Annotated in this window: 26 protein-coding genes and 4 tRNA genes; 15 read left to right on the top strand and 15 right to left on the bottom strand. The window is 72.3% G+C overall.

Annotated features, from left to right (window positions below; genetic code table 11):
• Window positions 1–112: 112 nt before the first annotated feature.
• Window positions 113–445, top strand: a complete 333-nt coding sequence (locus tag TOK_RS24970) for a hypothetical protein (RefSeq protein WP_098960415.1) — start codon at window positions 113–115, stop codon at window positions 443–445.
• A gap of 231 nt (window positions 446–676) precedes the next feature.
• Here TOK_RS24970 and TOK_RS24965 read toward each other — a convergent pair whose 3' ends face one another.
• Window positions 677–1,138 (bottom strand): DUF4396 domain-containing protein, encoded by a 462-nt coding sequence (locus tag TOK_RS24965; RefSeq protein WP_098960414.1) that lies wholly within the window; start codon window positions 1,136–1,138, stop codon window positions 677–679.
• A gap of 170 nt (window positions 1,139–1,308) precedes the next feature.
• Between TOK_RS24965 and TOK_RS24960 the strand changes: the two genes are divergently transcribed.
• Both TOK_RS24960 and rox read left to right on the top strand, forming a co-directional pair.
• A complete protein-coding gene (locus TOK_RS24960) occupies window positions 1,309–2,691 on the top strand; it encodes a chloride channel protein (RefSeq protein ID WP_098960413.1) in 1,383 nt (460 codons plus the stop codon).
• A gap of 134 nt (window positions 2,692–2,825) precedes the next feature.
• A complete protein-coding gene (rox, locus tag TOK_RS24955; protein WP_098960412.1) occupies window positions 2,826–4,274 on the top strand; it encodes a rifampin monooxygenase in 1,449 nt (482 codons plus the stop codon).
• Window positions 4,275–4,334: 60 nt separating this feature from the next.
• On the opposite strand, the gene TOK_RS24950 is transcribed toward rox, so the two are convergent.
• From TOK_RS24950 to TOK_RS24935, 4 genes are all read right to left on the bottom strand, one after another.
• Window positions 4,335–4,409: transfer RNA gene (locus TOK_RS24950), tRNA-Val, on the bottom strand.
• A 1-nt stretch (window position 4,410) separates the two neighbouring features.
• Window positions 4,411–4,482, bottom strand: a tRNA-Cys gene (locus TOK_RS24945).
• Window positions 4,483–4,549: 67 nt separating this feature from the next.
• Window positions 4,550–4,622 (bottom strand) — tRNA-Gly (locus TOK_RS24940).
• A gap of 101 nt (window positions 4,623–4,723) precedes the next feature.
• Window positions 4,724–5,140 carry an SsgA family sporulation/cell division regulator gene (locus tag TOK_RS24935; protein WP_098960411.1) on the bottom strand — a complete coding sequence of 139 codons (417 nt, stop codon included), beginning with the start codon at window positions 5,138–5,140 and terminating at the stop codon, window positions 4,724–4,726.
• A 243-nt stretch (window positions 5,141–5,383) separates the two neighbouring features.
• On the opposite strand from TOK_RS24935, the gene TOK_RS24930 reads away from it, so the two are divergent.
• From TOK_RS24930 to TOK_RS32905, 6 genes are all read left to right on the top strand, one after another.
• A complete protein-coding gene (locus TOK_RS24930) occupies window positions 5,384–6,073 on the top strand; it encodes a sigma-70 family RNA polymerase sigma factor (RefSeq protein WP_306305167.1) in 690 nt (229 codons plus the stop codon).
• Entirely contained in the window at window positions 6,070–7,014 is a 945-nt protein-coding gene (locus TOK_RS24925; RefSeq protein WP_098960410.1) for an anti-sigma factor domain-containing protein, read from the top strand. The genes TOK_RS24930 and TOK_RS24925 overlap by 4 nt, the downstream gene beginning before the upstream one ends.
• On the top strand, window positions 6,903–7,451 hold the full coding sequence (locus tag TOK_RS34815) for a TIGR02611 family protein (RefSeq protein WP_256388014.1): 549 nt from the start codon (window positions 6,903–6,905) through the stop codon (window positions 7,449–7,451). Before TOK_RS24925 ends, TOK_RS34815 begins: the two co-directional genes overlap by 112 nt.
• A 21-nt stretch (window positions 7,452–7,472) precedes the next feature.
• A tRNA-Val gene (locus tag TOK_RS24915) sits at window positions 7,473–7,544 on the top strand.
• An 851-nt stretch (window positions 7,545–8,395) separates the two neighbouring features.
• Entirely contained in the window at window positions 8,396–8,686 is a 291-nt protein-coding gene (locus TOK_RS24905; protein ID WP_098960409.1) for a hypothetical protein, read from the top strand.
• A 165-nt stretch (window positions 8,687–8,851) separates the two neighbouring features.
• Window positions 8,852–9,013: a hypothetical protein gene (locus TOK_RS32905; RefSeq protein WP_172457771.1), complete on the top strand. Its 162-nt coding sequence runs from the start codon at window positions 8,852–8,854 to the stop codon at window positions 9,011–9,013.
• A gap of 289 nt (window positions 9,014–9,302) precedes the next feature.
• Here TOK_RS32905 and TOK_RS24900 read toward each other — a convergent pair whose 3' ends face one another.
• The 4 genes from TOK_RS24900 to TOK_RS24885 all read right to left on the bottom strand — a co-directional run bounded on the left by TOK_RS24900 (window position 9,303) and on the right by TOK_RS24885 (window position 12,154).
• On the bottom strand, window positions 9,303–10,574 hold the full coding sequence (locus tag TOK_RS24900) for a RidA family protein (RefSeq protein ID WP_098960408.1): 1,272 nt from the start codon (window positions 10,572–10,574) through the stop codon (window positions 9,303–9,305).
• A gap of 124 nt (window positions 10,575–10,698) precedes the next feature.
• Window positions 10,699–11,253, bottom strand: a complete 555-nt coding sequence (locus tag TOK_RS24895) for a dihydrofolate reductase family protein (protein ID WP_098960407.1) — start codon at window positions 11,251–11,253, stop codon at window positions 10,699–10,701.
• Window positions 11,254–11,296: 43 nt separating this feature from the next.
• On the bottom strand, window positions 11,297–11,857 hold the full coding sequence (locus TOK_RS24890) for a DUF998 domain-containing protein (RefSeq protein WP_172457770.1): 561 nt from the start codon (window positions 11,855–11,857) through the stop codon (window positions 11,297–11,299).
• A gap of 84 nt (window positions 11,858–11,941) precedes the next feature.
• Window positions 11,942–12,154 carry a hypothetical protein gene (locus tag TOK_RS24885; protein ID WP_098960405.1) on the bottom strand — a complete coding sequence of 71 codons (213 nt, stop codon included), beginning with the start codon at window positions 12,152–12,154 and terminating at the stop codon, window positions 11,942–11,944.
• Between the two features lie 143 nt (window positions 12,155–12,297).
• Between TOK_RS24885 and TOK_RS24880 the strand changes: the two genes are divergently transcribed.
• Entirely contained in the window at window positions 12,298–12,960 is a 663-nt protein-coding gene (locus tag TOK_RS24880) for a maleylpyruvate isomerase family mycothiol-dependent enzyme (RefSeq protein ID WP_098960404.1), read from the top strand.
• A gap of 6 nt (window positions 12,961–12,966) precedes the next feature.
• Here the strand turns inward: TOK_RS24880 and TOK_RS32900 are convergent, their stop codons facing one another.
• The 4 genes from TOK_RS32900 to TOK_RS24865 form a co-directional block, all read right to left on the bottom strand.
• Complete coding sequence (locus TOK_RS32900; RefSeq protein ID WP_172457769.1) at window positions 12,967–13,143, bottom strand: hypothetical protein; 177 nt, start codon at window positions 13,141–13,143, stop codon at window positions 12,967–12,969.
• 72 nt (window positions 13,144–13,215) lie between these two features.
• On the bottom strand, window positions 13,216–14,919 hold the full coding sequence (locus TOK_RS24875; RefSeq protein ID WP_098960403.1) for a GMC family oxidoreductase: 1,704 nt from the start codon (window positions 14,917–14,919) through the stop codon (window positions 13,216–13,218).
• Window positions 14,916–15,371, bottom strand: coding sequence for a gluconate 2-dehydrogenase subunit 3 family protein (locus TOK_RS24870; RefSeq protein ID WP_098960402.1), 456 nt, complete (start codon window positions 15,369–15,371; stop codon window positions 14,916–14,918). Before TOK_RS24870 ends, TOK_RS24875 begins: the two co-directional genes overlap by 4 nt.
• Window positions 15,368–16,207, bottom strand: a complete 840-nt coding sequence (locus TOK_RS24865; RefSeq protein WP_098960401.1) for a fumarylacetoacetate hydrolase family protein — start codon at window positions 16,205–16,207, stop codon at window positions 15,368–15,370. Before TOK_RS24865 ends, TOK_RS24870 begins: the two co-directional genes overlap by 4 nt.
• Before the next feature lie 419 nt (window positions 16,208–16,626).
• Here TOK_RS24865 and TOK_RS24860 point away from each other — a divergent pair, with 419 nt between their 5' ends.
• Window positions 16,627–18,297: a CocE/NonD family hydrolase gene (locus TOK_RS24860; RefSeq protein WP_098960400.1), complete on the top strand. Its 1,671-nt coding sequence runs from the start codon at window positions 16,627–16,629 to the stop codon at window positions 18,295–18,297.
• 6 nt (window positions 18,298–18,303) lie between these two features.
• On the opposite strand, the gene TOK_RS24855 is transcribed toward TOK_RS24860, so the two are convergent.
• Window positions 18,304–19,335 (bottom strand): AraC family transcriptional regulator, encoded by a 1,032-nt coding sequence (locus TOK_RS24855; RefSeq protein WP_098960399.1) that lies wholly within the window; start codon window positions 19,333–19,335, stop codon window positions 18,304–18,306.
• 255 nt (window positions 19,336–19,590) lie between these two features.
• On the opposite strand from TOK_RS24855, the gene TOK_RS24850 reads away from it, so the two are divergent.
• The 4 genes from TOK_RS24850 to TOK_RS24835 are packed head-to-tail and all read left to right on the top strand — an operon-like array spanning window position 19,591 to window position 23,193.
• Window positions 19,591–20,676, top strand: a complete 1,086-nt coding sequence (locus TOK_RS24850; protein WP_098960398.1) for an LLM class flavin-dependent oxidoreductase — start codon at window positions 19,591–19,593, stop codon at window positions 20,674–20,676.
• Window positions 20,677–20,678: 2 nt separating this feature from the next.
• Window positions 20,679–21,647: a 3-carboxyethylcatechol 2,3-dioxygenase gene (locus tag TOK_RS24845; RefSeq protein WP_253258622.1), complete on the top strand. Its 969-nt coding sequence runs from the start codon at window positions 20,679–20,681 to the stop codon at window positions 21,645–21,647.
• Window positions 21,644–22,384 (top strand): dienelactone hydrolase family protein, encoded by a 741-nt coding sequence (locus TOK_RS24840; protein WP_253258621.1) that lies wholly within the window; start codon window positions 21,644–21,646, stop codon window positions 22,382–22,384. Before TOK_RS24845 ends, TOK_RS24840 begins: the two co-directional genes overlap by 4 nt.
• Entirely contained in the window at window positions 22,381–23,193 is an 813-nt protein-coding gene (locus TOK_RS24835; protein ID WP_098960397.1) for an alpha/beta fold hydrolase, read from the top strand. The genes TOK_RS24840 and TOK_RS24835 overlap by 4 nt, the downstream gene beginning before the upstream one ends.
• A gap of 339 nt (window positions 23,194–23,532) precedes the next feature.
• Here the strand turns inward: TOK_RS24835 and TOK_RS24830 are convergent, their stop codons facing one another.
• Entirely contained in the window at window positions 23,533–24,543 is a 1,011-nt protein-coding gene (locus TOK_RS24830) for a Dyp-type peroxidase (RefSeq protein WP_098960822.1), read from the bottom strand.
• Window positions 24,544–24,562 lie beyond the last annotated feature (19 nt).

Genomic DNA, 24,562 nt, shown 5'->3' with positions numbered 1-24,562 from the left:
CCCGGGGCAGCGGGCGGCCGGGTCGCGCAGGAGTCGCACAACCGCCGCACAGGGACGCGACAGCGCCGCCTCCGACGCCGGGTGTCGACGACGCTCGACCCGACGGAGAACCGTGGGCACCGCCCTGCTGTCGTCGACCGACAGCACCTGGTCCGCCGCGGTGTCGACGTCGCAGATCGCCGCGTCGCTCGAGTTGGCCTGCGGCACCGCCGTGGTGTCGACGGGCCGCTGGGGCGGCTCCGACCCGGCGATCACGTTGGCGGAGTTCCAGGCCGAGGTCGCGGCCGGGCACATCCGGTACCGGGTCGACGGTGGGCAGCGCGGGGGACGGGGCGGCCGGGGTGGTGTGTCGGAGAGCACGTCGTCACAGATCTCGGCATCGGTCCAGGCCACCTTCACCGCGACGACCGTCGACGGCCGGACGGTGTGCGACCTCACGGCCTGACCCCCATCGGCGGCACCGACCGGAGGTACCGACCGGCGGCGCGGACCAGCACCCGCCGGCGACACCGACTGCCGAACGTGTCACCGGCGCGATCCGATCGCGCCGGTGACACAGGCACGTGCGGGTCAGGAGCTGATCAGTCGCTCCAGGTCGTCGAGGACCTGCGCGCCCCCGATCGGGCCCAGGGCAGCATTCGGTGAAGCCAGCCTTCCCTCACACGAAATCGAAGGGTCAGTGCGCGTGCTGGGCGTGCACGACGGCGTGCCCGAGCCCACGACTGATCATCCAGCGGTTCACCGGCGTGGTCAGCAGGAACGCGACCACGAGTGACGACGCCAGCGCGGTCCAGAACAACGCCGACGTGAGTCCGGCATCCATCGCGCCGGGCACCGTCGCCATCACCGTGTTGTCGACGACCTCCATCACAGCGATCGAGACGGTGTCGGCAGCGAGCGCGATCCGCAGTGCGCGGCGCAGTCCGACGCCCGCGCGCAGCACGCCGCGCATCGTCAGCGCGTAGCCGAACACGAACGCGAGCGCGATCGAGAGCGCGATCGTCGCGACGGTGTGCAGCCCGAGCGCAGTGCCGATCACCATGCCGAGGACCTCGCCGATCGCGCAGCCGGTGAGGCAGTGCAGCGTCGCCTGTGCCGCGGTGCCCCAGGTGACGGTGTGGGTGGTGTGGTCGGTCATCTCGTGCCTCCTCCTGATACCCCCGGTAGGTATACGCCGGGTTTCTGGATACCACCAGGGGGTATTCAGGTGACGTCGGTCGCGCCGGGGCCGCTCGCCGCGCGGACGACGCATCGGCAAGGATGACCGGACATTGACACCGACCGGCCGGACCGACGTGGGGAGGGACCGTGCCGAAAGGGCCCTCCGAGCGGCGACGCGAGCCGAAACCGTTGCTGCGCAGCAGGATCGCCTCCGGTCGTGGCGCGATGGAGCAGCCCAACGTCACCGGCGACGGCGACGTGCCGCTCACCGGCCGGTTCTGGGTGGCGGTGGCGCTCACCGGGATCGGGGCGGGCCTCGCAGGCGTAGCGCTGATGCTCGTCCTCTACTCGGTGCAGGGCCTGGCCTTCGGCGCCGCCGCGGGCACCCCGACCGGTGACGTCGAGGCCGCCGTCGCCGCGGCCGACCCGCTGCGCCGCGTCCTGCCGCTGCTCGCCGCCGGCGTGATCGCCGGCGTCGGCTGGTACGTGCTGCGCCGCAGGACCTCCGGACCCGCAGAGGTGGACGACGCCATCTGGCGCGGCGATGGCAGGCTGTCGGTTCCACGCAGCGCCGGGACGTCGGTGCTGTCGGAGATCGTCGTCGGGCTCGGCGCGTCGCTGGGCCGGGAGGCCGCCCCCAAGCTCATGGGCGGGGTCTGCGGCAGCGTCCTCGCCCACCCGCTCGGGCTGAGCGCGGCCCAGCGCCGGCTGCTCGTCGCCTGCGGGGCGGGCGCGGGCGTCGCCGCCGTCTACAACGTGCCGCTCGCCGGTGCCCTCTTCACCGCCGAGGTCCTCTGCGGGACGGTCCGGCTGCCGGTAATCCTCCCGGCGCTCGCGTCGTCGGCGATCGCGACCTGCGTCGGCTGGGTCTACCTCCCGACCGGCCCGGTCTACCCGGGCATCCCCGACTACCCGTTCCACCTCTCCGAGGTCGCGTGGGCGCTGCTCGCCGGGCCGGTCATCGGGCTGGCGGCCGTCGGGTTCGTGCGGCTCGTCGCGTGGGTGTCGCACCACCGTCCGCGGGGCCGGTGGGAGCTCGTGGCCCCGCTCGGGGCGTTCGCCGTCCTCGCCGCGCTGGGCCTGCTCTGGCCCCAGCTCTACGGCAACGGCCAGGGCATCGCCCGCGACGCGTTCCTCGGCTCCGGCGACCTTGTCCTGTTCGCGATCCTGATGGTCCTCAAACCCCTGGTCACGACGTTGTGTCTCGGTAGCGGCGCCGCCGGTGGGCTGCTCACCCCGACGCTGTCGACCGGGGCGGTCCTGGGCGGGTTCCTCGGATCGGTGTGGGCGCTGGTGTGGCCGGGCGCGCCCGTCGGTGCCTTCGCGATGATGGGGGCCGCCGCGATGCTCGGCGCCGGGATGCAGGCGCCGCTCGCCGCGCTGGCGCTCGTCCTGGAACTCACCCACAGCGGCTTCGAGATCATGGCGCCCGCGGCCGCGGTCACGTTGATCGCGACAGCGGTGGCCCGCTGGGTCGACGGCTACTCGATCTACTCCGCGCGGCTGTCCGAGGTGCCCGCACCGCGCTGAACTCCCTGGCCCCACCTCAAGGTACAGCTCGCCGGGGGACTTGCCGCAAGCCCCCACCGCTGCCGCAGAATCGCCCGGCCGAACGCCACGACCTGCGAGAACGGGCGCGGCCGGCCCGAGGAGACGGGTGGTTCATGTACGACGTCGTCATCGCCGGTGGCGGGCCCACCGCCATGATGCTGGCCGGCGAGCTGCGGCTGCACGGGGTCACCGTGCTCGTCGTGGAGAAGGAGGAGGCGCCGCCACCGAACGTGCGGTCCCTCGGGCTCCACGTTCGCAGCATCGAGGTGATGGACCAGCGCGGGCTGCTGGAGAGGTTCCTCGAGAACGGCCGCCCCCACCTCCTCGGGGGCTTCTTCGCCGCCATCCCGAAACCCGCGCCCGAGGGGCTCGACACCGCCCACGGCTACGTACTGGGCATCCCGCAGCCGCTGACCGACCGGCTGCTCACCGAGCACGCGGTCGCCGCCGGTGCCGAGGTGCGTCGCGGCTGCGCGGTCACCGGGCTGGCGCAGGACGACGACGGCGTCACCGTCGAGCTGGGCGACGACACCTCGGTCCGCGGGAGCTGGCTCGTCGGCTGCGACGGCGGGCGCAGCACCGTGCGCGGTCTCGCCGGGATCGCGTTCCCCGGGGAACCGAGCCGCGTCGACACGTTGCTGGGGGAGATGCGGGTCACCGCCGACCCGGAGACGGTCGTCGCCGTCGTCACCGAGGTCCGCCGCCGCGAGCTGCGGTTCGGCCTCGGCCCCGTCACCGGACCGGGTGCCGACGGGCTCTACCGCGTCGTCGTCCCCGCAGCCGGGGTGACCGAGGACCGCACGGCGACCCCGACCATCGACGACTTCCGCAGCCGGCTCACGGCGTACGCGGGCACCGACTTCGGCGTGCACTCGCCGCGCTGGCTGTCCCGGTTCGGGGACGCCACCCGGCAGGCCCAGCACTATCGCGTCGGCCGCGTCCTGCTCGCGGGCGACGCCGCCCACGTGCACCCGCCGATGGGTGGACAGGGCCTCAACCTGGGCATCCAGGACGCGTTCAACCTCGGGTGGAAGCTCGCGGCCACTGTCGCCGGCTGGGCTCCCGGCGGCCTGCTCGACACCTACGAGACCGAGCGGCACCCCGTCGCCGCCGCCGTCCTCGACAACACCCGCGCCCAGCTCGTGCTGATGACCGACGAACCCGGCCCCCGCGCCGTGCGCAGGCTGCTCGCGGAGGTCATGGACTTCGAGGAGGTCAACCGGTACCTCGTCGAGAAGATCACCGCGATCAACGTCCGCTACGACCTCGGCGACGGTCACCGGCTGCTGGGGCGACGGCTGCGCGACGTCGCGCTGGAGGAGGGCCGGCTCTACGAACGCATGCGCTCCGGCCGGGGGATGTTGCTGGACCGCACCGGCAGGCTGTCGGTCGCGGGCTGGGAGGACCGGGTCGACCATGTCGTCGATCCCCTGGTCGGCATGGGGGACGTGCCTGACGGCGCCGCGGTGCTCCTGCGCCCGGACGGCCACGTGGCGTGGGTCGGCGAGGACCAGCGGGACCTCACCGAGAGGATGCCGGCATGGTTCGGCGCCGCGGCCTGACAGTCGTCGGCCCGACATGAAAAAATCCCCCGTCCATCATGGACGGGGGATTTCCTCGGGTGGTGGGCGATACAAGGATTGAACTTGTGACCTCTTCCGTGTCAAGGAAGCGCTCTCCCACTGAGCTAATCGCCCGAGGCGGAGGCGGGAATCGAACCCGCGTACAGGGCTTTGCAGGCCCTTGCCTAAGCCACTCGGCCACTCCGCCCGATCCCCCCGGATCACTCCGGTGGTTCGAGACCTGGAGGTCCAGAAGTAGACTCGAGATTCCTCCGAGCGGACGACGGGATTCGAACCCGCGACCCTCACCTTGGCAAGGTGATGCGCTACCAGCTGCGCTACGTCCGCATGTGCACCGTGTCGGTGCGATGGGGAAACATTAGCGCAAGCCTGGAGGGCCGGTGCAAGCACCCCCCTCCTGGCCCACGCGTGACCCCTGATCAGCAGGTTCAGTCCATGGTCTTCTCGAGGAGGTCGGTGAGGGCGGCGTCGAAGTCGAGCCACGAGTACTCCGAGCCCTGCGGCACAGCGGCATAGGTGTGCTCGAGGAAGTCCGACAGCACCGCGGCGTCGGCGTGGAAACGGGCGTGCCCCGACGGCGAGGTGAGGACCAGCTCGACCTGGTCCCGCTCGATCGGGGCGACCGTCACGTCGCCGTCGCCCGCGGCCTCCGACAGGCCGTCGGCGAGGAGCTCGCGCGCGAAGACCCAGACGACCGGCTGCGCGGTTCCGGTCCGGAACGACGCTTCGACCGCGAACGGGTCTCGGAACGAGTAGGTCAGCTCGACGTTCACGGAGACCGTCGAGTCGGGAGCGATCAGCTCGAACACCGTCTGCTTGCAGATGATGTTGGTTACGTCGCGCATCGTGCTCCTCTTCCTGGGGTCCCGCGTGGTCCGTCATGCACAAAAACGAGCGTGTGGCGAAGATGTGACGGGTCGACTACGGCGAGTCCGCCCGAAAGATCGGCGATTTCCACTCTGCAGGGTGTCCGCGAGCCCTCGACAACGCTCCGACCTGCATGATCGGCGCGCGGCAGCACGGCCGGGCAACATAAGGTGAACCGCGCACCGGGGATGGTGCGAACTACTGACGTGAGGAACACCCTGGTGGCCGACCCGACCGGAGAACGCGGCGCGTCGGGTCCGCGCGGCCGGTCACCGGACAGCGCGACCCGCATGCCACGCTCCGCGCCCGGCCGGGCCGACGACCCAGCCGACGACGCGCTCGTCCGCCGCATGGCCGGCGGCGACGCCACCGCTCTCGCCGCTCTGTACGACCGGTACGGCCGGCCCGCGTTCTCCCTCGCGCGACGGATCTGTGTCGACGAGGGGATCGCCGAGGACGTCGTGCAGGAGGTGTTCCTCGCCGTGTGGCGCGACCCCGCCCGGTTCGACCCCGCCCGTGGCGCGTTCGGCTCCTGGCTGATGACGCTCGTCCACCACAAGTCCGTCGACGCCGTCCGTCGTGAGAGCGCCGTCCGCCGCCGCACCGTGCCCGCCGCGGAGGAGGGCGACGACCGCTCGGCCCCCGCCGGACCGGGAGCCGACCAGGCCGCGCTCGGCGCCGTCGTCGCCGGACAGGTCCGCGACGCGCTCGGCACCCTGCCCGCCGACCAGCGCCAGGCACTCGCCCTTGCCTACTTCGGTGGCTACACCCAGCGCGAGGTGGCCGCTCTCGTCGGCGTGCCGCTCGGCACCGTCAAGTCGCGGATGTTCACCGGGATACAGAAGCTGCGCGGCCTACTGGGCTCGCTGTCCGGCGACCTCCCCGGCGACCTGTCGGGAGGTGTCCGGTGAACGGCCCCACCCGCCCCCGTTGCCCGCGCGTCGAACAGTCCGTGGGTCTCGTCCTGCGCACCCTCGAGCCGGTCGAGGAGCTCGAGGTCGTCGCGCACCTGCCCGGCTGCGCCGACTGCCAGGCCGCCGTGCGCGACACCGAGGGCGTCCTCGCCGCGCTCGGGACCTCGGTCGAGCAGGTCGAACCGCCGGCCCGGCTGCGCGACTCGATCCTCGACGCGGCGGCCCGCACCCCGCAGATCGGCCCCGCTCCGGCGGACGGGCGCGACGTCGGCCCGGGCAGTGTCGGTCCGAGCGGAGCCGGTCCGGGCGGAGCCGTCCCGCGCGAGGCCCTGCGTGACGCCGTTCCGGTCGGCGGCCCCGGTGCGCGCGCCGGCAGCCCCGCGGGTCCGGCACCGTCGCGTCCGGGTGGTCCCTCGCGGCCGCCGGCCTCCGGGAGTCACCGCGCCCCCCGGCGACGAGCCCGCACCCTCGTGGCTGCCGCACTCGCGCTGATCGTCGCCGCCGGGATCGGCGGTCTCGTCGCGCGCACCGTCCAGCTGCAGAACCAGCGAGACGCCCAGATCGCGCAGACGCAGACGATCGTCGACATGGTCGCGCAGTTCGACCGGCCCGGCGTCAGCCACGCCTGGCTCGCGGCCGCGCCAGGTGAGGCGCCCGTCGCCGCCGTCATGGTCGACGGCGACGCGCGCGTCGTCGCCAGTGTCGGACTCGCCGCCAACTCCACCGCAGACGACACCTACGTGTTGTGGGGGATGGGCGACGGCGCACCCGTCCCGCTCGGGACGTTCGACGTCGGATCAGCGCAAACCGGACCGCACACCATAGGATCGGGCCCCGAGGCGCCGAGCTACGGTGCGTACGCGATCTCGCTCGAGCGCGGCCGTGTCGCTCCCGCCTCGCCGACCAAGGTGGTAGCGACCGGGCAGGTGGAGATCTGAGCGAGAAGACCGACGAGCAGACCGGCGAACGCGAGGAGCCCACGGGCATCGCGGCGTTCCGGGCTCGGATCGAGGAGCGGCCGACGTGGCGACGTGCCTGGCGCATCGGCGTCGGCGTCGTCGGCACCGCGGTGCTCGTCGCCGGGATCATCGCGATCCCGTACCCCGGGCCCGGCTGGCTCATCGTCTTCGCGGGCCTGGCGATCCTGGCGTCGGAGTTCGCGTGGGCCAAGCGCGTCCTGAAGTACGCCCGCGGGAAGTACGACGCCTGGACCGACTGGCTCGGCCGCCAGCACTGGGCCGTCAAGATCCTGGTCCTGCTGGCCACGGGCGCCATCGTCCTGGCGACGTTGTGGCTGCTCAACGCGCTGTATCTCGTTGCGGGCTGGGTCGGGCTGGATCACTGGACCTGGCTGAAGAGCCCGATCTTCGGGTGATGTAGGGTTGCCGACGGCAGCGGGCGATTAGCTCAGGGGGAGAGCGCTTCGTTCACACCGAAGAGGTCACTGGTTCGATCCCAGTATCGCCCACAGCCGAACGGCCTGGTCAGGCTCATCACGAGCCCTGAGACCAGGCCGTTCGTCATTTCAGGATTCGTACGCGCAGTGTTTCCGTAGCAACGCGCTCCGCGCGCCGTCCTTGATCGAGGCGACGTCGTGCCGCGCTGTGCCCGGCGCGGGACGATCGCGAGCCCGGCCCCGGCCGCTGCGAGCGTGACGACCGTGCCCAGGTCCATCGCCCGCGTCCGGTGCCGCGCGTCCGGTGCCGACGGCCCGACCTCGGCCGCCAGTGCGACCTGCAGTGGTGCCCCGGCCTGCAGGCCGACCATCGGGTGCTCGGCGACGTCGACGTCGACGTCCGGGTGGGCCAGCAGGAACGACGTCACCGACCGCGGGACGAGGTCGTGCATCTCCGAGCTGCCCGCCAGCAGCGACAGCGGTGCCCCGAGCGGGCGGGCGTAGGAGGCGATCGCCCCGTCGAGGCGTGCCGCCCGGTCGAGCACCTCCCGCGCGTGCCGGGCCAGTGCCGTGCCCGCGGGAGTGGGCCGGATCCCGCGCCTGCCCCTGACCAGCAGCCCGACCCCGGCGTGCCGCTCCAGCGCTCGGATGCGCGCACTGGCGGCAGGCTCAGGTTCGTCCGCCCGGCCCGGCAGTGATCGAGCCGGCCGCCACGACGTGCAGGAACAGCCGGAGGTCGACGAGGTCGTACTGCGCCACGTCAGCCTGTGCAGCCCGCGGAACCTCGGGGTGGGGTTCACCCCACCCGTGGTCGGGGGGTCGGCCCGGGCGGTCCGGGGGTCTGCTCGATCCACATCGTGGCAGCAAACGGGCAAAGTTCTTCTCAGCGAAGGAACGACACAAACCGAGAAGGAGCCCCCGACATGTTCAAGAGCACCTGCCCCTCCAAGTCCCGCGACGATTACGACAACGACAAGTGGGACGGCGGCTACGGCGGCAAGAACGACAAGTGGGACAACGACAAGTGGGGCGGCGGCCACGGCGGCGGCAAGGACAAGTGGAGCGACTGCGACGACAAGTACTCGAAGTACGACGACTGCGACGACACGTACTCGAAGTACGACGACTGCGACGACAAGTACGGCAAGTACGAGGACTGCAACGACAAGTGGGACAGCGGTTACGGCGGCAAGGACGACTACGCCTACAACTGAGCCACACTGTTCGGGTCCTGGGAAGGACCGGTGGTCGGGCATCCGTGGGGGGTGCCGGTCACCGGGAGGGGCACGGCGGGGGAGACGGTGATGATGCGCGTCCGGGCGAGGGCTGCCCGGACGCGCATCGCTGTGTCACGCGCTCTTGACCACGGATCAGGGCCCGTGGCGGACACCGACGCGAAGATCGAGGCGGCCGCCGCGGCGAACCCGTCGTTCGCCGGGAAGGCCTTCACCTGGTCCACCTTCGACACCGGCATGGCCGACACCGTCGACCTGTCCACGACGCCGGTCGTCCGCTTCCTGGCAGACCTGGGCCTGCGCTGAAGCGGGAGCCGGCGAACCCCGCGAGCACGTACACGCCCGCGAGGTCAGCGGCGAGCTGCTCGAGACGATCGACGCCGACGTGATCATCGTCCACCCCGGCTCCCCGGAGTCGCGCACCGAGCTCGAGGGGCAGGCGCACCTGGCAGGTGCTGCGCGGGGTGCAGGGCGGCGGCGTGGTCTTCCTCGCCGGTCTGACCCCGGCGCCGGCCGAGGCGACCGGGGCCCGAGCCGACGCGCCCCCGTGGCCGGCGAGATCGCAGCAGCCACGGGGGACGGGCTCGGGGCGTGGTTACCTCGCCGGAGGGGTTCCCTCGGCATTCGCGACGACGGCGTCGACCTGGATCAGGGCACCGCCCGGCAGGGCGGAGACACCGACGGTCCTGCGGGCGGGCACGCCACCCGGGAAGAACGTGGAGTAGACCTCGTCCACGGCGGCGATGTCGGCGATGTCGGTGAGGAAGAGGTTGACCTTCACGACGTCGTCCAGCGAGTGGCCGATGCTCTCCACGATGGCCTTGATGTTCGCGAGGCTCTGACGCGCCTGGGCAGTGACGCCACCGGAGACGAGCGTGCCGGTCGCCGCGTTGACGCCCTGCTGGGCGGAGATGTGGTTGTAGTGCGAGAAGGCGACGGTCTGCGTCGACAGCGGGCTGCGGGGCGCCTTGTCGGTGTTGTTGGCCCGGATGACGATCCCGTGCCGGTCCTCCACGGCCTGCGGCGGCGTGCCGTCGCCGTGCGAGACGACCGCCTCGATCTGCACGCGGGCACCCAGGGGCAGGGCCGAGGCCTCCACCACGGTCCGGGCCGGGAGGTAACCCACGGCGCGGGCGATGGCCGTGTCCGGGAAGAAGGTGGAGTAGACCGCGTCCACCGCGTCGATGTCCCTGAGATCGGTGACGAAGATCGTGACCCGGACGATGTCGTCCAGGGGAACGTCGATGCCCAGCAGTATGGCCCAGACGTTGGCCAGGGCCTGCGCGGTCTGCTCGGCGACGCCGCCGGCCACCAGCCTGCCCGTCGCCGGGTCGATCGGGAGCTGCGCGGTGATGTTGCTGTAGTGCGAGAAGGCGACGATCTGCGAGGAGTCCGGGCTCTGCGGCGCGTCGTCGGTGTTGTTGACCGTCTTGACGAGGTCACCGGCCTGCGGGGCGTTCGGGATCGTGCCCTCGCCGTGGGTGAGGAGCGCGTCGATCTGCACCGCGGCACCGAGCGGGAGCGCGGCGACGGCGACCGTCGTGCGGGTGGGGACGTAGCCGAAGAAGGAGGCCGCGATCACCGAGTCGACGACATCGGCGTCGGCGATGTCGGTGACGAACACCGACAGCCGGACCACGTCGTCCATGACGTGGTCGATCCCCTCGACGACGGCCCGGATGTTCGCGAGGACCTGCTTGGCCTGCTCCGTCACGCCGCCCGACACGATCTTGCCGGTCGCCGGGTCGATCGGCAGCTGGGCCGAGATGTTGTTGTAGTGGGAGAAGGCCACGGACTGGGAGTACGGACCGATCGGCGTCGGCGCCTGCCTCGGATTCCGCGCCAGTACTGCGTTGTAGGCACTCATGTCGGGCGCCCCTTTCTCGTCGATTTTGACAGGCATGCTGCCAGGCCTGCCGGGTGAGGGTCAGCCGCGTCGGGGGGATCGGCCGGGGGAGACCGGCCGCGAACGGTCCTGCCGCGCCGCCCGGTCAGCTTGCCCGCGCGTACCGCAGACAGACGGCTCCGCTGCCGAAGGTGCGCTGCTCGACCAGCCGCAGCCGCAGGTCGGCGCCGAGTGGGAAGTAGGGCTTGCCGCCGCCTGTGACGGCCGGGACCACGTTGGGCCGGAACTCGTCGATCAGGTCGACCAGCGACGCGGCCAGCGCGGCCCCGCCGACGGACAGGTCGCCCTCGATCTCCTTCTTGAGCCGGACGACCTCGTCGAACGCGTCCGCGCGGCGCACCAGCCGGCAGCCGGGCGGGACCGACTCCAGCGAGTCGGAGAACACGATCCGGGGTGTCGCGGCGTACTCGCGGGCGAACTCCGCCTCCACCTCGCCGCCGTCGGCGCGCTCCGGCGCCGTCCAGAACTCCTCCATGACCTCGTAGAGGCCGCGGCCGAGCAGCATCGCCGCCGTCTCACGGGTCTGCCGGTTCGCGAAGCGGTGCAGCTCGTCGTCCGGCTCGGCGAACATGAAGCTGCCGGTCGGGTCCTCGATGTAGCCGTCGAGCGACATGGTCATCGTGTAGCTCAGGGTGCCCATGCAGGGGTGGACCGCGCGGCCCTGCCGAACTCATCGGCGCCGGTCACGACATGCGCGCGGCGCGGCCGGGCGGGTTCGCGAGGCTCACCGCGGCGGCGGCGAGCATCCACAGCGAGCAGCCGACGAGGTAGACGCGCTCGGCGACTCCGAACGCCCCGTGCAGGTCGGCCGCGAGCACGGCCACGACGGCGCCGACGAGCGCCACCGCCCCGCCCACGGCCCACCGCCGTCCCGGCACGAACGCGCGGATCCCGAGGACTGCCGCCAGCGGCAGCGCGAAGAACGCGATCGTGCCCAGGACGTCGTGCACCAGCCCCGTCGTCGACAGCGCGCCGAGCGGGTCGATCGGGAAGAACGCCTGCGGCACCTTCACTGCGCCGAAGACCGCGAGCACGAGCGCCGCCGGCCCGGCCTGCTCACGGACGGCCCAGGCCAGCGCCAGCGCGCCGAGGCCGACGAACGCCGTCGCGCCGCTCGCCACCACCCCGAACGTCCCGAGGGTGTACTCGCTGGTGGGACGGGTGACGGGGTCGACGTCCGGGCGCGCGACATGGAACACCGCGAGGACGACCAGGTCCACGACCGCCGCGACGATCGTGACCACCAGCAGGACGGTCGTCGCAGACCCGTGCGAAGCAGACATATCAGCCTTTCGTGACAGGCTGAGGATATGCCCGGTTTCGCCCTCTCAGTGGTCGAAGCGCTCCGTGTCGGCGTGCGGCTCCGTCGGGCACCCGAGGAGTGGTTCGGCGAGGTCGCCGTCGGCGGTCGTCCGGAACGCGTGCGAGTGGTGCAGGCCGAGAACGGTGCCCGCGATGATGACGACGCACAGCGCCAGCGGGATCACCCCGAACACCATCAGGGCTTCGCCGGTCGTGAGCTGGTGGAGGAAATGGTCCATGGGCGCGGCTCCTCTGCTGGAGGGTCGACCGGACGGGTGAGACTCAGGACACATACGGTACCGATCATCGCCCGTGCCGTATGGGTGAAGTCGTCGGGGAGCGGGGCTGATGACTTTCCGGGATCGGAACGGTCGTACCGGACATGAGCCCCGCATCCTCGCCCCTGCTGTCCCGTGACGTCGTCGACGCGGCGGTGGCCGCGGAGCGCCGTCGCCTCGCCGACCACGTCGCCACCCTCGGTGGCGGCCAGCTCGCGACCCGGTCGTTGTGTACGGAGTGGACGGTGCGCGACGTCGTCGCCCACCTCACGACGACCACCCGGCTGACCGTGCCGCTGGTGCTGCGCGCCGCGGTGCGGGCCCGCGGGTCGTTCGACCGGATGGAGGTCGACCTCGCTGCCCGGCGGGCGTCGGCGTTCACCACCGAGCAGCTGGTCGCGCAGCTGCGGGAGAGCGCGGAGTCGTCGCGCCGGTTCCCGGGCAGCGGACCGATGGACCCGCTGATGGACCTCGTCATCCACGGGCAGGACATCTCGCGGCCGCTCGGCCTCGCGTACGCCTCACCGCCGGAGGTGGTGACGGCGAGCCTCGCCCACGTCGCGGACAACAAGCTGATGGGCGGGCCGAAGCGGCTGGCGGGGGTGCGGCTCGTGTCGTCGGACTCCGGCTGGACCCACGGTGAGGGCGCGGAGGTACGCGGGTCGGACGTCGACCTGCTGCTGGTCGCGTCGGGTCGTCGCGCCGGGTTGGCAGGGCTGGAGGGCCCGGGTGTCGACGTCGTCGCGGCGCGCCTCGGCCCGGTGTGACGCGGGTCAGCCGTCGACGGTCGAGACCTTCACGATCTCGCCGCGGAGCGTCGCGGTGATGGTGGGCGATCCAGGCGCGCGACCCCCGCCGGGCGGCGGCGGTGTGCCCTGCAGGTCGGCGGTCACCGTGGCGAGGTCGGCGAGCGTGGTGGCCGTCATCGCCGCTGACCCGTCGGCACTCATCCCGACCTCCCCGTCGGGTGGAGGAAAGTGGTCGCGACGCCGAGGACGAGCGGCGCAGACCGGAGGTCCGGTCTAGGCCGCTCCGAGGTGCTCACGGATCGCGTCGGAGGCGCGGTAGGCCAGCGCGCAGATCGTCGCGGTGGGTCCGGTGCCGGCGCTCTGCGGGAACGCCGAGCCGCCGACGACCCACACGTTCTCGTTCTCCCACATGCGCATCCGGGTGTCCACAGTGGACCTGGCCGGGTCGTCACCCATGATCGCGCCGCCGGTGTTGTGAGTGCTCTGGTAGCGGGTGGTGTCGAAGTGCGGTTCGAGGTCCGACGGTTCGGAGACGAGGGTGGGGGCCATCTCGTGGAGGACCTCCGACAGCCGGGAGCCGAGGAAGCGGTGCAGGGCCCGCTCGTTGGGTTTCCAGTCGAAGGTGATGCGCGCCAAAGGGTCTCCCCAGGCGTCGCGGTAGACCGGGTCGAGGTCGATCGTGTGGTCGCGGTAGGGGAGCACCTCGCCGTGACCCACCCCGAGGACGACGCGGTCGTGCCACTGCCGCAGCGCCCGGGTGAACCCCGTGCCCCAGCGCGGGGTGCCGGGCGGCAGGATCGCGCCGCCGATCGGCCCGGTGACGTGCGCCGCCGACCACAGCAGGCCGCCGCCGACGAACCCCAGTCCGGTGTGGTCGACGTTGTCGGCGTTGAGGTCCGCGACGTACTCGGCCGCCCCGCCCGCGCCGATGTGGCTCGCGATGCGGCGGTCGGCGAAGAAGGCGGCGCCCGTCGTCAGCAGGTTGTAGGAGTAGTTGGCCCCGACGGTGCCGGTGCCGGTCGCCGGGTCGTAGGGCGTGCCGAGCCTCGACAGCAGCAGGAGCCGGACGTTGGTGAACGTGTACCCGGCGAGCACGACGACCCGGCCGCGCTGGTGGTGCACCTCGCCGTCGGCGTCGCGGTAGAGGACGCCGTCGGCGCGGCCGTCGCGGTGGGTCACCCGGAACACGGTGGAGTCGCAGCGCAGGTCCATGCGGCCCGACCGGAACGCGACGGGCAGCACGGTGGCGAGTGCGTCGGCCTTCGCGCCGATCTCGCAGGGGGTGCCGATGCAGTAGCCGCAGCGGGTGCACGCGGGACGGGAGACGCCGTCGGGGTTGGTGTAGGGCAGGGGGAGCGTGCCGTTGGGGACGGGGAACGGGTGCATCCCGAGACGGCGTGCGGCCTCGGCGAACAGGGTCGGCCCGGGTGTCGGGGGCAGCGGCGGCATCGGGTACTCGCCGGAGCGCGGGCCCTCGAAGGGGTTGGCGCCGGCGCGTCCCGACACCCCGGCCATGAGCTCGAAACGGTCGTAGTCGGGGGCGAGGTCGTCGTAGGTGATGCCCCAGTCGGCGAGCGTGGAGTCGGCGGGGATCGCGTCGGCGCCGTAGCGCCCGGTCAGTGCGCTGCGGGCGACGAAGTCGTGCGGCTGCAACCGTTGCAGCACACCGCCGTAGAGCATGCTGGAGCCGCCGACGCCCGTCCCTGGTGTCCACGCTCCGGCACGGCGGATCGGCAGCGCGGGCTCGGACCCGTCGTGGCGCAACGTCCAGGTGTCGACGGCGGTGTCCTGGGTGTGGACGAGCCGGCGCGGGAGCATCTCGTCATGGCTGCCTGCGACGGCCTCGCGGTCACGCCAGGGCCCGCGCTCCAGGACGACGACGTCGGCACCCGCCTTGGTGAGCTCCGCCGCCACGATGCCGCCGACCCACCCGCACCCGACGACCACGACGTCGGTCCCGGGGTGCTCGCGGGTCATCGCACGCCACCCGCGTAGCCGATCCAGCGCCAGGCCGCGCCACCCGCGTTGCCGCCGTGGCGCGGATCGGAGAGGGCGCCCTCCAGCACCCAGGTGCAGAGCAGCGCGAACGCGGCGCGGGCGAGCGGATCGCCGATGCGTCCCTCGTCGAGGTCGGTGAGCAGGGCGGTGCGGGCAGTGTCGTCGAGGGTGCACAGCGGTCCGCCGGCGGCGTCGGCGAGCATCGTGAGCAGGTGCGCGAGGCCCTGCGCGGGTGTGTCCGCCCACTGCCAGCCGTGGCCGCCGTGGTCGGGCGACCGGTGTGGCCCCGCGGCGTAACAGTGCTCGCCGCGCCCGAGCGGGCCGTCGAGGGTGGCTCGGACGTAGTCGACCGCACCGAGGTCGCTCGCGGACCCGAGCCCGTCGGTCGCGGGGAAGATCGTGTCGGCGAGGGCGGCGAGATCGTCGGTCATCGGGGCGCCACGACAGGGTTGGTGAGCGTCCCCAGCCGCTCGACCTCGACGGTCACGACGTCGCCCGCCTGCAGGTAGCGGCCCGTCGCCAGCGCGACACCGGCCGGGGTACCGGTGCAGATCAGGTCGCCGGGGCCGAGTGGGATCCGCCGGGACACGGCGGCGACGATCTCGGAGATCGTGAAGATCATGTTCGAGGTCCGGTCGTCCTGGACGGCGACTCCGTTGAGGAGGGTGCGGATCCGCAGGTCGGGGTCGCGGTCGAACTCGTCGGCGGTGACCAGGCACGGGCCGGTGGGCTTGAACGTCGGATGCCGCTTGGCGTGGGCCAGCGCGACGACGTCCCAGGGCTGGGCGGCCATGGCGCGCATCTGTTCGGTGCGTTCGGAGACGTCGTCGACGATCGTGAGACCGGCGATCGCGTCCCACGCCGCCGCCGGGTCGAGGTCGGCGGCAGTGCGGCCGATCACGACGGCGATCTCGCCCTCGTAGTCGACGCGGGCGTCCGGGTCGGCGGGCAGCCGGATCGGGGCGCCGGGGTCGTCGAGGTCGCCGCCGGGGGCGGGCAGGAACGTCGGTGCCGCCGGCCGGGGCTGACCCGCCTCGACGACGTGGTCGGCGTAGACCAGCCCGTGCAGGACGAGCTGTCCGGGGTGCGTGACAGGGGAGCGCAGCGCGGCTGCGGCGAGGGGGATGCGTTCGCGCACAGGGGCTGTCGCGGGATCGACACCGTCGCTCACCAGGGCGCCGACGTCGGGGTGCGGGAGGTCGAGGACGGCGAGCCCATCGTCGCCGTCGGCGCGGGCGATCCCGTCCGCGAGCCGGTACAGCCTCATGCGACTCCCGTCCCCAGTGACGCGACCGACCAGTCGGTCGGCGGTGAAATCTAGGCGGCCGACGCGGTCGCGGGCAAGACCGCGCCGGCCCGGGGGCCGAGCGCGGCCACGGCTGCAGGCCGATGCCGAACGAGGGGTGACGGTGCGTCATCCCGTCGTCGCCGGCGCCGTCCGCAGCGCGCGGTGCGACCGGATGCCGAGCTTCCCGTACACGTTGCCCAGGTGGTGTTCGACCGCCTTGTCAGAGCTCCGCCGCGACCTCCCGGGTCGGTCATGCCCCGCACCACGAGGGCGACGACATCGCGCTCGCGCCCGATGAGGTCGGTGCGCGAGGGCGTCGCGAAGAAGGTCGAGGCCGCACTCTGATCCGTCGGTTCGGCTAGCGTCGGGGCCGGGAACCCGACGGAGGGGAGACGCGCATGAGCAGCACGGTCGGTGCAGCACCGGCAGGGACGCAGCCGGGACGGGGAGCGCGCCTGGCCGACCGGGTGATCGACCGGGTCTGGAAGCTCCCACCCGGCGGCGCGTACACCGTCACCCTCGGCCTGCGAGCGCCCATGCGCGACGGGGTCGACCTGCTCGGCGATCTCTACACCCCCGCCGACGTCATTCCGCTCGGCACGATCCTCGTCCGCGGCCCCTACGGCCGCACCACGCTCAACAGCCTCGCGTTCGCCCGCGTCTACGCCGCCCGCGGCTGGCAGGTGCTGCTGCAGAGCGTGCGCGGGACGTTCGGCTCGGGCGGGGCGTTCGAGCCGATGCGCCGCGAGATCGAGGACGGCCAGGACACCGTCGCGTGGATGCGTGAACAGCCGTGGTTCGACGGCACCTTCGCCACCCTCGGGCTGTCCTACCTGGGCTTCACCCAGTGGGCGCTGCTCATGGACCCGCCGCCGGAGCTGAAGGCGTCGGTGATCGTCGTCGGGCCGCACGACTTCAACCGCTCCGCCCATGGCATCGGTTCCTTCTCCCTCGCCGACTTCCTCGGCTGGAGCGACATGGTCGCCCACCAGGAGGAAGGCTCCCTGTTCGGGCGGCTCCTGCGGGAGCGCTCGACGCAGCGCCGCCAGCGGGCCGCGATGGACGGCATCCCCCTCGTCGACGCCGGCGAGACCCTCCTCGCGGGCCAGGCCCCCTGGTACAAGGACTGGGCGTCGCGACCCGAGGCCACCGACCCGTTCTGGGAGCCGATGCAGCTCTCCGCCGCGCTCGACCGCGTGCAGACGCCGGTGCTGCTCGTCGGCGGCTGGCAGGACATCTTCATCCGCCAGACCCTCGACCAGTGGGCGCACCTGCACGGCCGTGGCCTCGACGTGTCGCTGACCGTCGGGCCCTGGACCCACACCGACGCCGCCGCGCGCGGCGGGGGCCGCGTCGTCAAGGAGGCGCTCGACTTCCTCGGCTCGCGGCTCGCCGGCCGGCCCGCGACGCGACCCACGCCCGTGCGCGTCTACGTGACCGGTGCCGACGCGGGCTGGCGCGGCTCCGCCGACTGGCCCCCGCCCACGACGCCGCGGACCCTGTACGTCGAACCCGGCCGTGGGCTCGCGGCGACGGCGTCCACCCGGCCCGCCGCGCCCGTCACCTTCACCTACGACCCCGCCGAGCCGACCCCCGCGTTCGGTGGCCCGCTGCTCGACGGCAAGACCGCGGGCGTCGTCGACAACGCGCCGCTGGAGGCCCGCGCGGACGTCGTGACCTTCACCGGCGAGGCGCTCACCGGGACGCTCGAGGTCGCCGGGACGATCGTCGTCGAGCTCGCGCACCGCAGCGACAACCCGCACGCCGACCTCTTCGTCAGAATCTGTGACGTCGACGACCGCGGCCGGTCCGTCAACGTCGCCGACGGTTTCGTCCGGCTCACCGACGCCGACCGCGAGCGGGTCGTGCGGGTGGAGCTCGCCGGGACCGCGCACCGGTTCGGGCCCGGGCACCGGGTGCGGCTGCAGGTCTCCGGCGGCGCGCACCCGCGCCTGGCCCGCAACCTCGGCTCCGGCGAGCCCGCCGCCACCGGCTCCACCCTGCGCCCCTCCGCGAGAACGCTCCCCGTCGACGGCCGCTCCCGCGTCGTGCTCCCGGTAGTGGGCTGACCCCGGTCAGCGCTGCGAGGTCACACGCGGCGACCGTCGCAACGTCGTCGCGGGCGCGACTCCGTACCGGGTCCGATACGCCGCGGAGAACCGGCCGTAGTGGTTGAGACCCCAGCGTCTCGCGACAGCGGCAGCAGTGGTCCGGTCCGGATCCGAGGCCTGCAGCTCGGAGTGGATCCGGGCGAGCCGGAACTCGCGGAGGTAGGTCATGGGCGGTTTCCCGACATGCCTGCGGAAACCCTCCTCCAGCGCCCGGACGCTCAGTCCTGCCGCTGTCGCGACCTCGACCACCGAGACGATCTCGGCAGCCCTGGCCTCGATGAGCTCGACGGCGTTGCGGATGCTCGCCGGTGCCTCGACCCGACGGGTGCCCTCCAGCTGGTCGGAGTAGTTGTGCGCCTGTGCCCGCAGCAGTCCGGTCATCGCGAGGCTCGCGAGTCCGCCGGCCATGACGGGGTCGCTCGTCATCCCGTCCTGTCTGTCCAGCTCGGAACGGAGCAGCTGCAGCGTACGGAGGAACGACCCGCTGCGAGGGGCCGCGAGGTCCATCGTGAGGTCGAAGCGGAGGGGCTCGACCGGCGCCCTGCCGAGGAGCGAGGCCAGCACGTCCTCCAGGGCGGAGGGCTCGAAGCGGGCGGTGACGAGCCGGCAGTCCGGGCTCCAGTCCTCGAAGAACACCGGTTCGCGCGGGGACACGAGCACGCCGCGACCCCGTGACGCCATGACCGAGTCCTTCCCCGACCCGATCCGGACGTGTCCCACGCCCGCGAACACGACGATGTGGTAGCCGGGCGGCGGCGCGTAGAGACGCACGTCCGTCCCGAGCTGGATGTAGCCGAAGTCGAGGCCGGGCATCCCGTTGGTCCACAGGCGCATGTCGAACCTGCTCGGCCGGCCGGCGATCTGCAGCTTGTGCGGGGCGTAGGCGGCCGAGATGGCGGCGCTCGCCTCGTCGACGTCACTGGTGTGGACAAGTGCGCCGGCCGGCGGCTGCACGTCGGACAGGACCCCGGCCCCGGGCGGTCGGCTCGGCTTCATCGCCGCGGACTCCTCCCCGCGTCACGGCATCGTGACGACCGGTCACCGAAGACAGAGCCGGTCCATCGTATGTGGCGGGCGGAGCGGCGGAAGCCGGTTTCCGCCGACGGTCATCCGCTTCTCGCGGCGCGAGAAGCGGACGGACCGGCGCGCGCAACGGCTCGGTGGCCCGACGAGCCCGCAATACCGTCACTCCGGGCTCCAGAGTGCCGTGAACACGGAACCGGCCTCGTGTCGAGATGAACGGAACATCACATGGTCAAGTCATGGCTCTTCGAGATCTTCAGCTACCCGTACGACCCTGACCCGGCGAAGTTCGACCCGCAGCTGTGCAAGGAGCTCTACGACTGGAAGCTCGAGTCCTGGGTCGCCGCCGAGGGCCAGGGTTTCGACGGCGTCTTCTTCTCCGAGCACCACTTCACCCCGTACAGCATCAGCCCGTCACCGAACCTCCTCGTCGCGACGCTGGCCCAGCGGACGAGCCGGATGAACATCGGCGTCATGGCCAACATCACCGCGTTCCACAATCCGCGGCGGCTCGCGGAGGAGGGCGCGATGCTGGACCACCTCACCGGTGGCCGCCTCGAGATCGGCATGGGCCGCGGCGTCGACGAGCCCGAGTTCCTCCGCGAGGGCGTGCGGATGGAGGAGACCCGCGCCCGGTTCGAGGAGTCCGTCGCCCTCATCCAGTCGGCGTGGAAGGAACCGACCTGGTCCTTCCACGGTGAGTTCTACAACTACGACAACGTCGGCATCTGGCCCCGGCCGCTGCGCCCCGAGCTGCCGATCTGGGTCACCGCGTTGAGTCCGCAGACCGTGGCATGGGCGGCCCGGCAGAACTTCAGGTTCACCTCGGTCTTCTCGCCGACCGAGAACATGCGGACCATCTTCGAGGGCTACAAGAAGGCCGCCGCGGACGCCGGGCGCGATGCCGAGGCCACCGACATGGGCGTGTGCCGCAACGTGTTCATCGCGGACTCCGAGCAGGAGGCACGTGATCTCGCCGAGCCCGCCTTCGATGCGCTGTTCGCCGCGTTCAAGGAGGCCGCGGTGTTCCACGACCTCGACAACGTGCCCGCCGGCTACGAGCACTACCAGTCCTTCTTCCGCCCGTTCGCCGGCGAGGACGTCTCGTTCGACGCCCTCGTCGCGATCGGCGCGATCTGCGTCGGGACGCCCGCGACGGTCCGGGACCAGATCGTGGACCAGGTGGAGACGATCGGCTGCGGGAACTTCCTCAACTGGGGGTCGTTCGGCACCCTGACCAAAGAGCAGACGATGCGCTCCTACCAGCTCTACGGCGAGCACGTGGTGCCCGCGCTGCACTCGCTGACGGTCTGACGGTGACCGCGGAGACGACAGCCGAGCTGGCCCTCTGCTGCATGTCGCACGCCCCGCTGCTGTGGACCGCCGACCCCGGCGAGTCGGTGCGGCGCAGGGTCGACGACGCGCTGCGGGAGGCCCGGGAGTTCGTCACGACGTTCGATCCCGATCTGGTCGTGGTCTTCGGCCCCGATCACTACCAAGGGTTCCGGTACGAGCTGATGCCACCGTTCTGCGTCGGGACGGCAGCCAGGGCGATCGGTGACTACGGCACGAGCGCAGGCGATCTCGACGTTCCCCAGGCGCTGGCCGACGACCTGATCGCGCGCCTGCTCGAGGCCGATCTCGACGTCGCCATGTCGGAGAAGATGGTCGTGGACCACGGCATCTCGCAGCCCCTGGACATCCTGTTCGGCGGGTGCAGCGCGAAGCCCGTGATCCCCGTGTTCATCAACTCGGTCGCCGAGCCGCTCGGCCCGTTGCGGCGGGTCCGGCGTCTCGGCGAGGCCGTGGGGGAGTGGGTCGGGGGTCTCGGCCGCAGGGTCCTGCTCGTCGGCTCGGGCGGCCTGTCCCACGACGTACCGGTCCCGCGCCTGCGGGAGGCCTCGCCGGAGGCCGCCGCCCACCTCGTCGACCGGCGCCGCACCCCGGCCGAGCAGACGGCCCGCGAGGAGGCGGTCCGGCAGGCAGGGCAGGCGTTCGCGCGCGGCGAGTCCCCACTCATGCCCCTGAACCCGGACCTCGACCACGAGTTCCTCCGGCTCTTCACCGAGGGAGACCTCACCCGGTTCGACGACTACGACGTCGGATGGCTCGGCGAGCAGGGCGGCAGCTCGGTCCACGAGGTGCGGTCCTGGATCGCCGCCCACGCCGCCCTGGCGACTGCCGGGCCGTACCGCACCCTGTCGTCGTTCCACCAGCCCGTCCCCGAATGGATCATCGGGTTCGGGATCACCACCGCCCTGCCCTCTGAAAGGGGAACGACGTGATCGAGAAAGAGGTGACCGTCGAGACCGCCGACGGACCGATGGCCGTCGCGATCCGGCATCCCGACGGCGGCGGCCCCTTCCCGGTGGTCGTGGTCTTCCACGACGGGCCGGGGCTGCGCGCGGACATCCACGACGTCGCCAGGAGGGTCGCTGCTGCCGGCTACTACGCCGTGCTGCCCGACCTCTACCACCGGATCGGGCCCACGATCGCGTTCGACATGGCAGGGATCGCCCAGGGCCCGGGATCCCCGGAGTTCGAACGGCTGATGGCGGCGGTCGGCTCACTCGACGACGACGAGGTGCTGGCCGACACGGCCGCGCTGCTCGCCGTCACGGCCGAGGACCCCGCTGCGGGTGACGGGGTCAAGGCGGCCATCGGCTTCTGCGTGGGTGCGCGCCTGATGTTCCGTCTGCTCGCCGCCGACACGGACGGGTTCGCCGCCGGCGCGGCGATGCACCCGTCGTTCTGCGTGACGGACGAGCCGGACTCGCCGCACCGCAGCGTCGGCGACATCGCCGCGGACCTGTTCGTCGGGTTCGGCGCAGCGGACACCCTCGCACCGCTCGCGCTCAACGAGCCCTTGCGCGACGAGCTGGCACGCGCGCGGGCGACCGTCGAGATCTACGACGGAGCAGACCACGGCTTCATGTTCCCGAACCTCCCGGCCTACGACGAGCAGGCGGCGACGGCCTCGTGGGACCGCACCCTCGAACTGTTCCGCCGGGTGCTGGTGTGAGGACGACGGACCTGGCCACCGGACCGGACACGACCCACCTCGCGACGGCAGGGGACGGGCGCGGCGAGCCGGTGCTGTTCCTGCACGGGACCGGACCGGGAGCCACCGGGACGCTGAGCTTCGCCTCGCTGCTGCCCGCTCTCGGGGAGTACCGGTGCCTCGTGCCGGACCTCGTCGGGTTCGGCGGGAGCAGCCACCCGCAGGACGTCGACGCCGGACCGGCCCCTTGGTTTGCGCGACGGGTTGTGGCGGTGGTCGCGTTGCTCGATGCGCTCGGCCTGGAACGGGTGCACGTGGTCGGGCATTCCTACGGCGCCAGGGTCGCGCTGGAGCTGGTCCGGCGCGCCCCCGAGCGCGTCGGCCGGGTGGTGCTGCTTGCCGCGGGAGGGACTCCCGTCACGGCGAGGCTGGCCACGCTGACGGACTTCTACCGGACCCCAGACGAGGCGGCGATGCGCGCCCTGGTGGGCGCGCAGCTGTCCCGGGGTACGGCGCCGCACGACTATGTCCGTGAGCGGTTCGCTGTCGCCGCACGCCCCGAGGTCCGGCGGTCGTTCCAGGCCGCGATGGCCGTCGGGGAGCCCATGCCCGTCTACGACGAGACGGTGCTTCCCGACATGACGCACCGGGTGCTCGCCGCCCACGGGAAGGACGACGCAACCATCGGGGCCGCGGCGAGTCTGTATCTGGCGCAGCACCTCCCGAACGCGGACCTGGCCTTGTTCGCCGGGTGCGGGCACCTTCTGCAGCTCGAGGTGCCGACCCGGCTCGGATCGCTGGTCCGCGAGTTCCTGGCCACCTCGTCGTAGGTGTCATCCGAAGGGGAGCAGGCACCCGGCCGCGCGGAGGAACGACCGGATCTCGGCATCGGTGGGCAGGTCCGCCACCGGCTCCGGCGTGACGCAGGCGTCCAGCTCCCGCCGAGGGGCTGAGCGGGGTGACGTCGGCAGGCCCTCGACCGAGACGTTCGGGCGAGACCGGGCCGGAAGCCCTCAGCAGGACGTCCGTATGGCGGGCGAGCTCGACGACCTGGTCGCGCTCGACGGCGTCCGCCTTCCGCAAACACCGTGTTCGCGCTGGTCACCCTCGTCCTGCACCTCGGCGCGACCACGCGGGGCAAGCGGAGGGCGGCCTGACCGACCGACCGGTCATCGGGTGCCGCGCAGGTCCCCGATCCCCAGGTCGCCGTGGGCGGGCGCCGGCCGGGCGGCCTCGGCCGCGGTCCGGGCGGGCGGCGGGTCGTCGAGGAGTGCCGCCGAGGGCACGAAGTACAGAGAACCGGTGACGGCCGTCGAGAACTCCAGGAGCCGGTCGGTGCTGCCCTCCGGCTCGCCGACGAACATCCTGCGCAGCATGCGTTCCGGCACGTCGGGGTCGGCGGCGTAGCCGATGAAGTAGGTCCCGTACTCGCCGTCGGCGATCGAGCCGAAGGGCATGTTGTCGCGCAGGATCTCACGCTCGGTGCCGTCGTCGTCGACGATCGTCGTGAGTGCGACGTGCGAGTCCGGCGGCTTGGTGGCGTCGTCGAGCTCGACGTCGTCGAGCATCCGGCGGCCGACGGCGAGCTCCCGGGCCTCGACGCTCTGCCCCTGCCAGCCGGGGAGGTCGTGCAGGTACTTCTGGGTCATGACGTAGGTGCCACCGGCGAAGGCGGGGTCCTCGCCGCCGACCAGCACGGCGGCGGAGGCACCGTCCCCGGTCGGGTTCTCGGTGCCGTCGACGAACCCCAGCAGGTCGCGACGGTCGAAGTAGCGGAAGCCGTGCACCTCGTCGACGACCACCGCCGCGTCGCCGAGCCGGGTCCGGACCAGCCGGGCCAGCTCGAAGCACGGGAACAGGCGCACGGCGCGGACGTGCAGGAACAGGTCGCCGGGCGTCGACGGGGCGTGGTGGCGGGCCCCGGTGACCTCGCGGAACGGGTGCAGGGCGGCGGGGCGGGGGCCGTCGAAGGTGCGGTCCCACAGGTCGGCGCCGATGCCGGTGACGCAGGTGAGGCCTTCGTCGGGAAGCCGGAACCCCACGGAGCGGACGAGCCCGCCGAGGTCGGGGAGCAGGTCGCGGACGGCCTGTTCACCGCCGTCGCCGACGGTCATGGTGAGGAACACCGCGCTCTCGGTGAGCGGCGAGAGCACCGCCTGCGGCTGGGGGTCCACCGGCACCGTGCGTCTCCGATCGTCG

The sequence above is a fragment of the Pseudonocardia sp. N23 genome (genome assembly GCF_002583555.1).
GTDB lineage: Bacteria > Actinomycetota > Actinomycetes > Mycobacteriales > Pseudonocardiaceae > Pseudonocardia.
Note: the sequence above shows the minus strand (reverse complement) of the source record. Positions and strands in the feature narration are given on the sequence as shown.

Excerpts from the sequence above, each read along its gene's own strand:
- TOK_RS24965 (WP_098960414.1), bottom strand. The coding sequence starts at position 1,138 with ATGACCGACCACACCACCCACACCGTCACCTGGGGCACCGCGGCACAG.
- rox (WP_098960412.1), top strand. The coding sequence starts at position 2,826 with ATGTACGACGTCGTCATCGCCGGTGGCGGGCCCACCGCCATGATGCTG.
- TOK_RS24935 (WP_098960411.1), bottom strand. The coding sequence starts at position 5,140 with ATGCGCGACGTAACCAACATCATCTGCAAGCAGACGGTGTTCGAGCTG.
- TOK_RS24905 (WP_098960409.1), top strand. The coding sequence starts at position 8,396 with ATGTTCAAGAGCACCTGCCCCTCCAAGTCCCGCGACGATTACGACAAC.
- TOK_RS24900 (WP_098960408.1), bottom strand. The coding sequence starts at position 10,574 with ATGAGTGCCTACAACGCAGTACTGGCGCGGAATCCGAGGCAGGCGCCG.
- TOK_RS24895 (WP_098960407.1), bottom strand. The coding sequence starts at position 11,253 with ATGGGCACCCTGAGCTACACGATGACCATGTCGCTCGACGGCTACATC.
- TOK_RS24885 (WP_098960405.1), bottom strand. The coding sequence starts at position 12,154 with ATGGACCATTTCCTCCACCAGCTCACGACCGGCGAAGCCCTGATGGTG.
- TOK_RS24880 (WP_098960404.1), top strand. The coding sequence starts at position 12,298 with ATGAGCCCCGCATCCTCGCCCCTGCTGTCCCGTGACGTCGTCGACGCG.
- TOK_RS32900 (WP_172457769.1), bottom strand. The coding sequence starts at position 13,143 with ATGAGTGCCGACGGGTCAGCGGCGATGACGGCCACCACGCTCGCCGAC.
- TOK_RS24875 (WP_098960403.1), bottom strand. The coding sequence starts at position 14,919 with ATGACCCGCGAGCACCCCGGGACCGACGTCGTGGTCGTCGGGTGCGGG.
- TOK_RS24870 (WP_098960402.1), bottom strand. The coding sequence starts at position 15,371 with ATGACCGACGATCTCGCCGCCCTCGCCGACACGATCTTCCCCGCGACC.
- TOK_RS24865 (WP_098960401.1), bottom strand. The coding sequence starts at position 16,207 with ATGAGGCTGTACCGGCTCGCGGACGGGATCGCCCGCGCCGACGGCGAC.
- TOK_RS24860 (WP_098960400.1), top strand. The coding sequence starts at position 16,627 with ATGAGCAGCACGGTCGGTGCAGCACCGGCAGGGACGCAGCCGGGACGG.
- TOK_RS24855 (WP_098960399.1), bottom strand. The coding sequence starts at position 19,335 with ATGAAGCCGAGCCGACCGCCCGGGGCCGGGGTCCTGTCCGACGTGCAG.
- TOK_RS24850 (WP_098960398.1), top strand. The coding sequence starts at position 19,591 with ATGGTCAAGTCATGGCTCTTCGAGATCTTCAGCTACCCGTACGACCCT.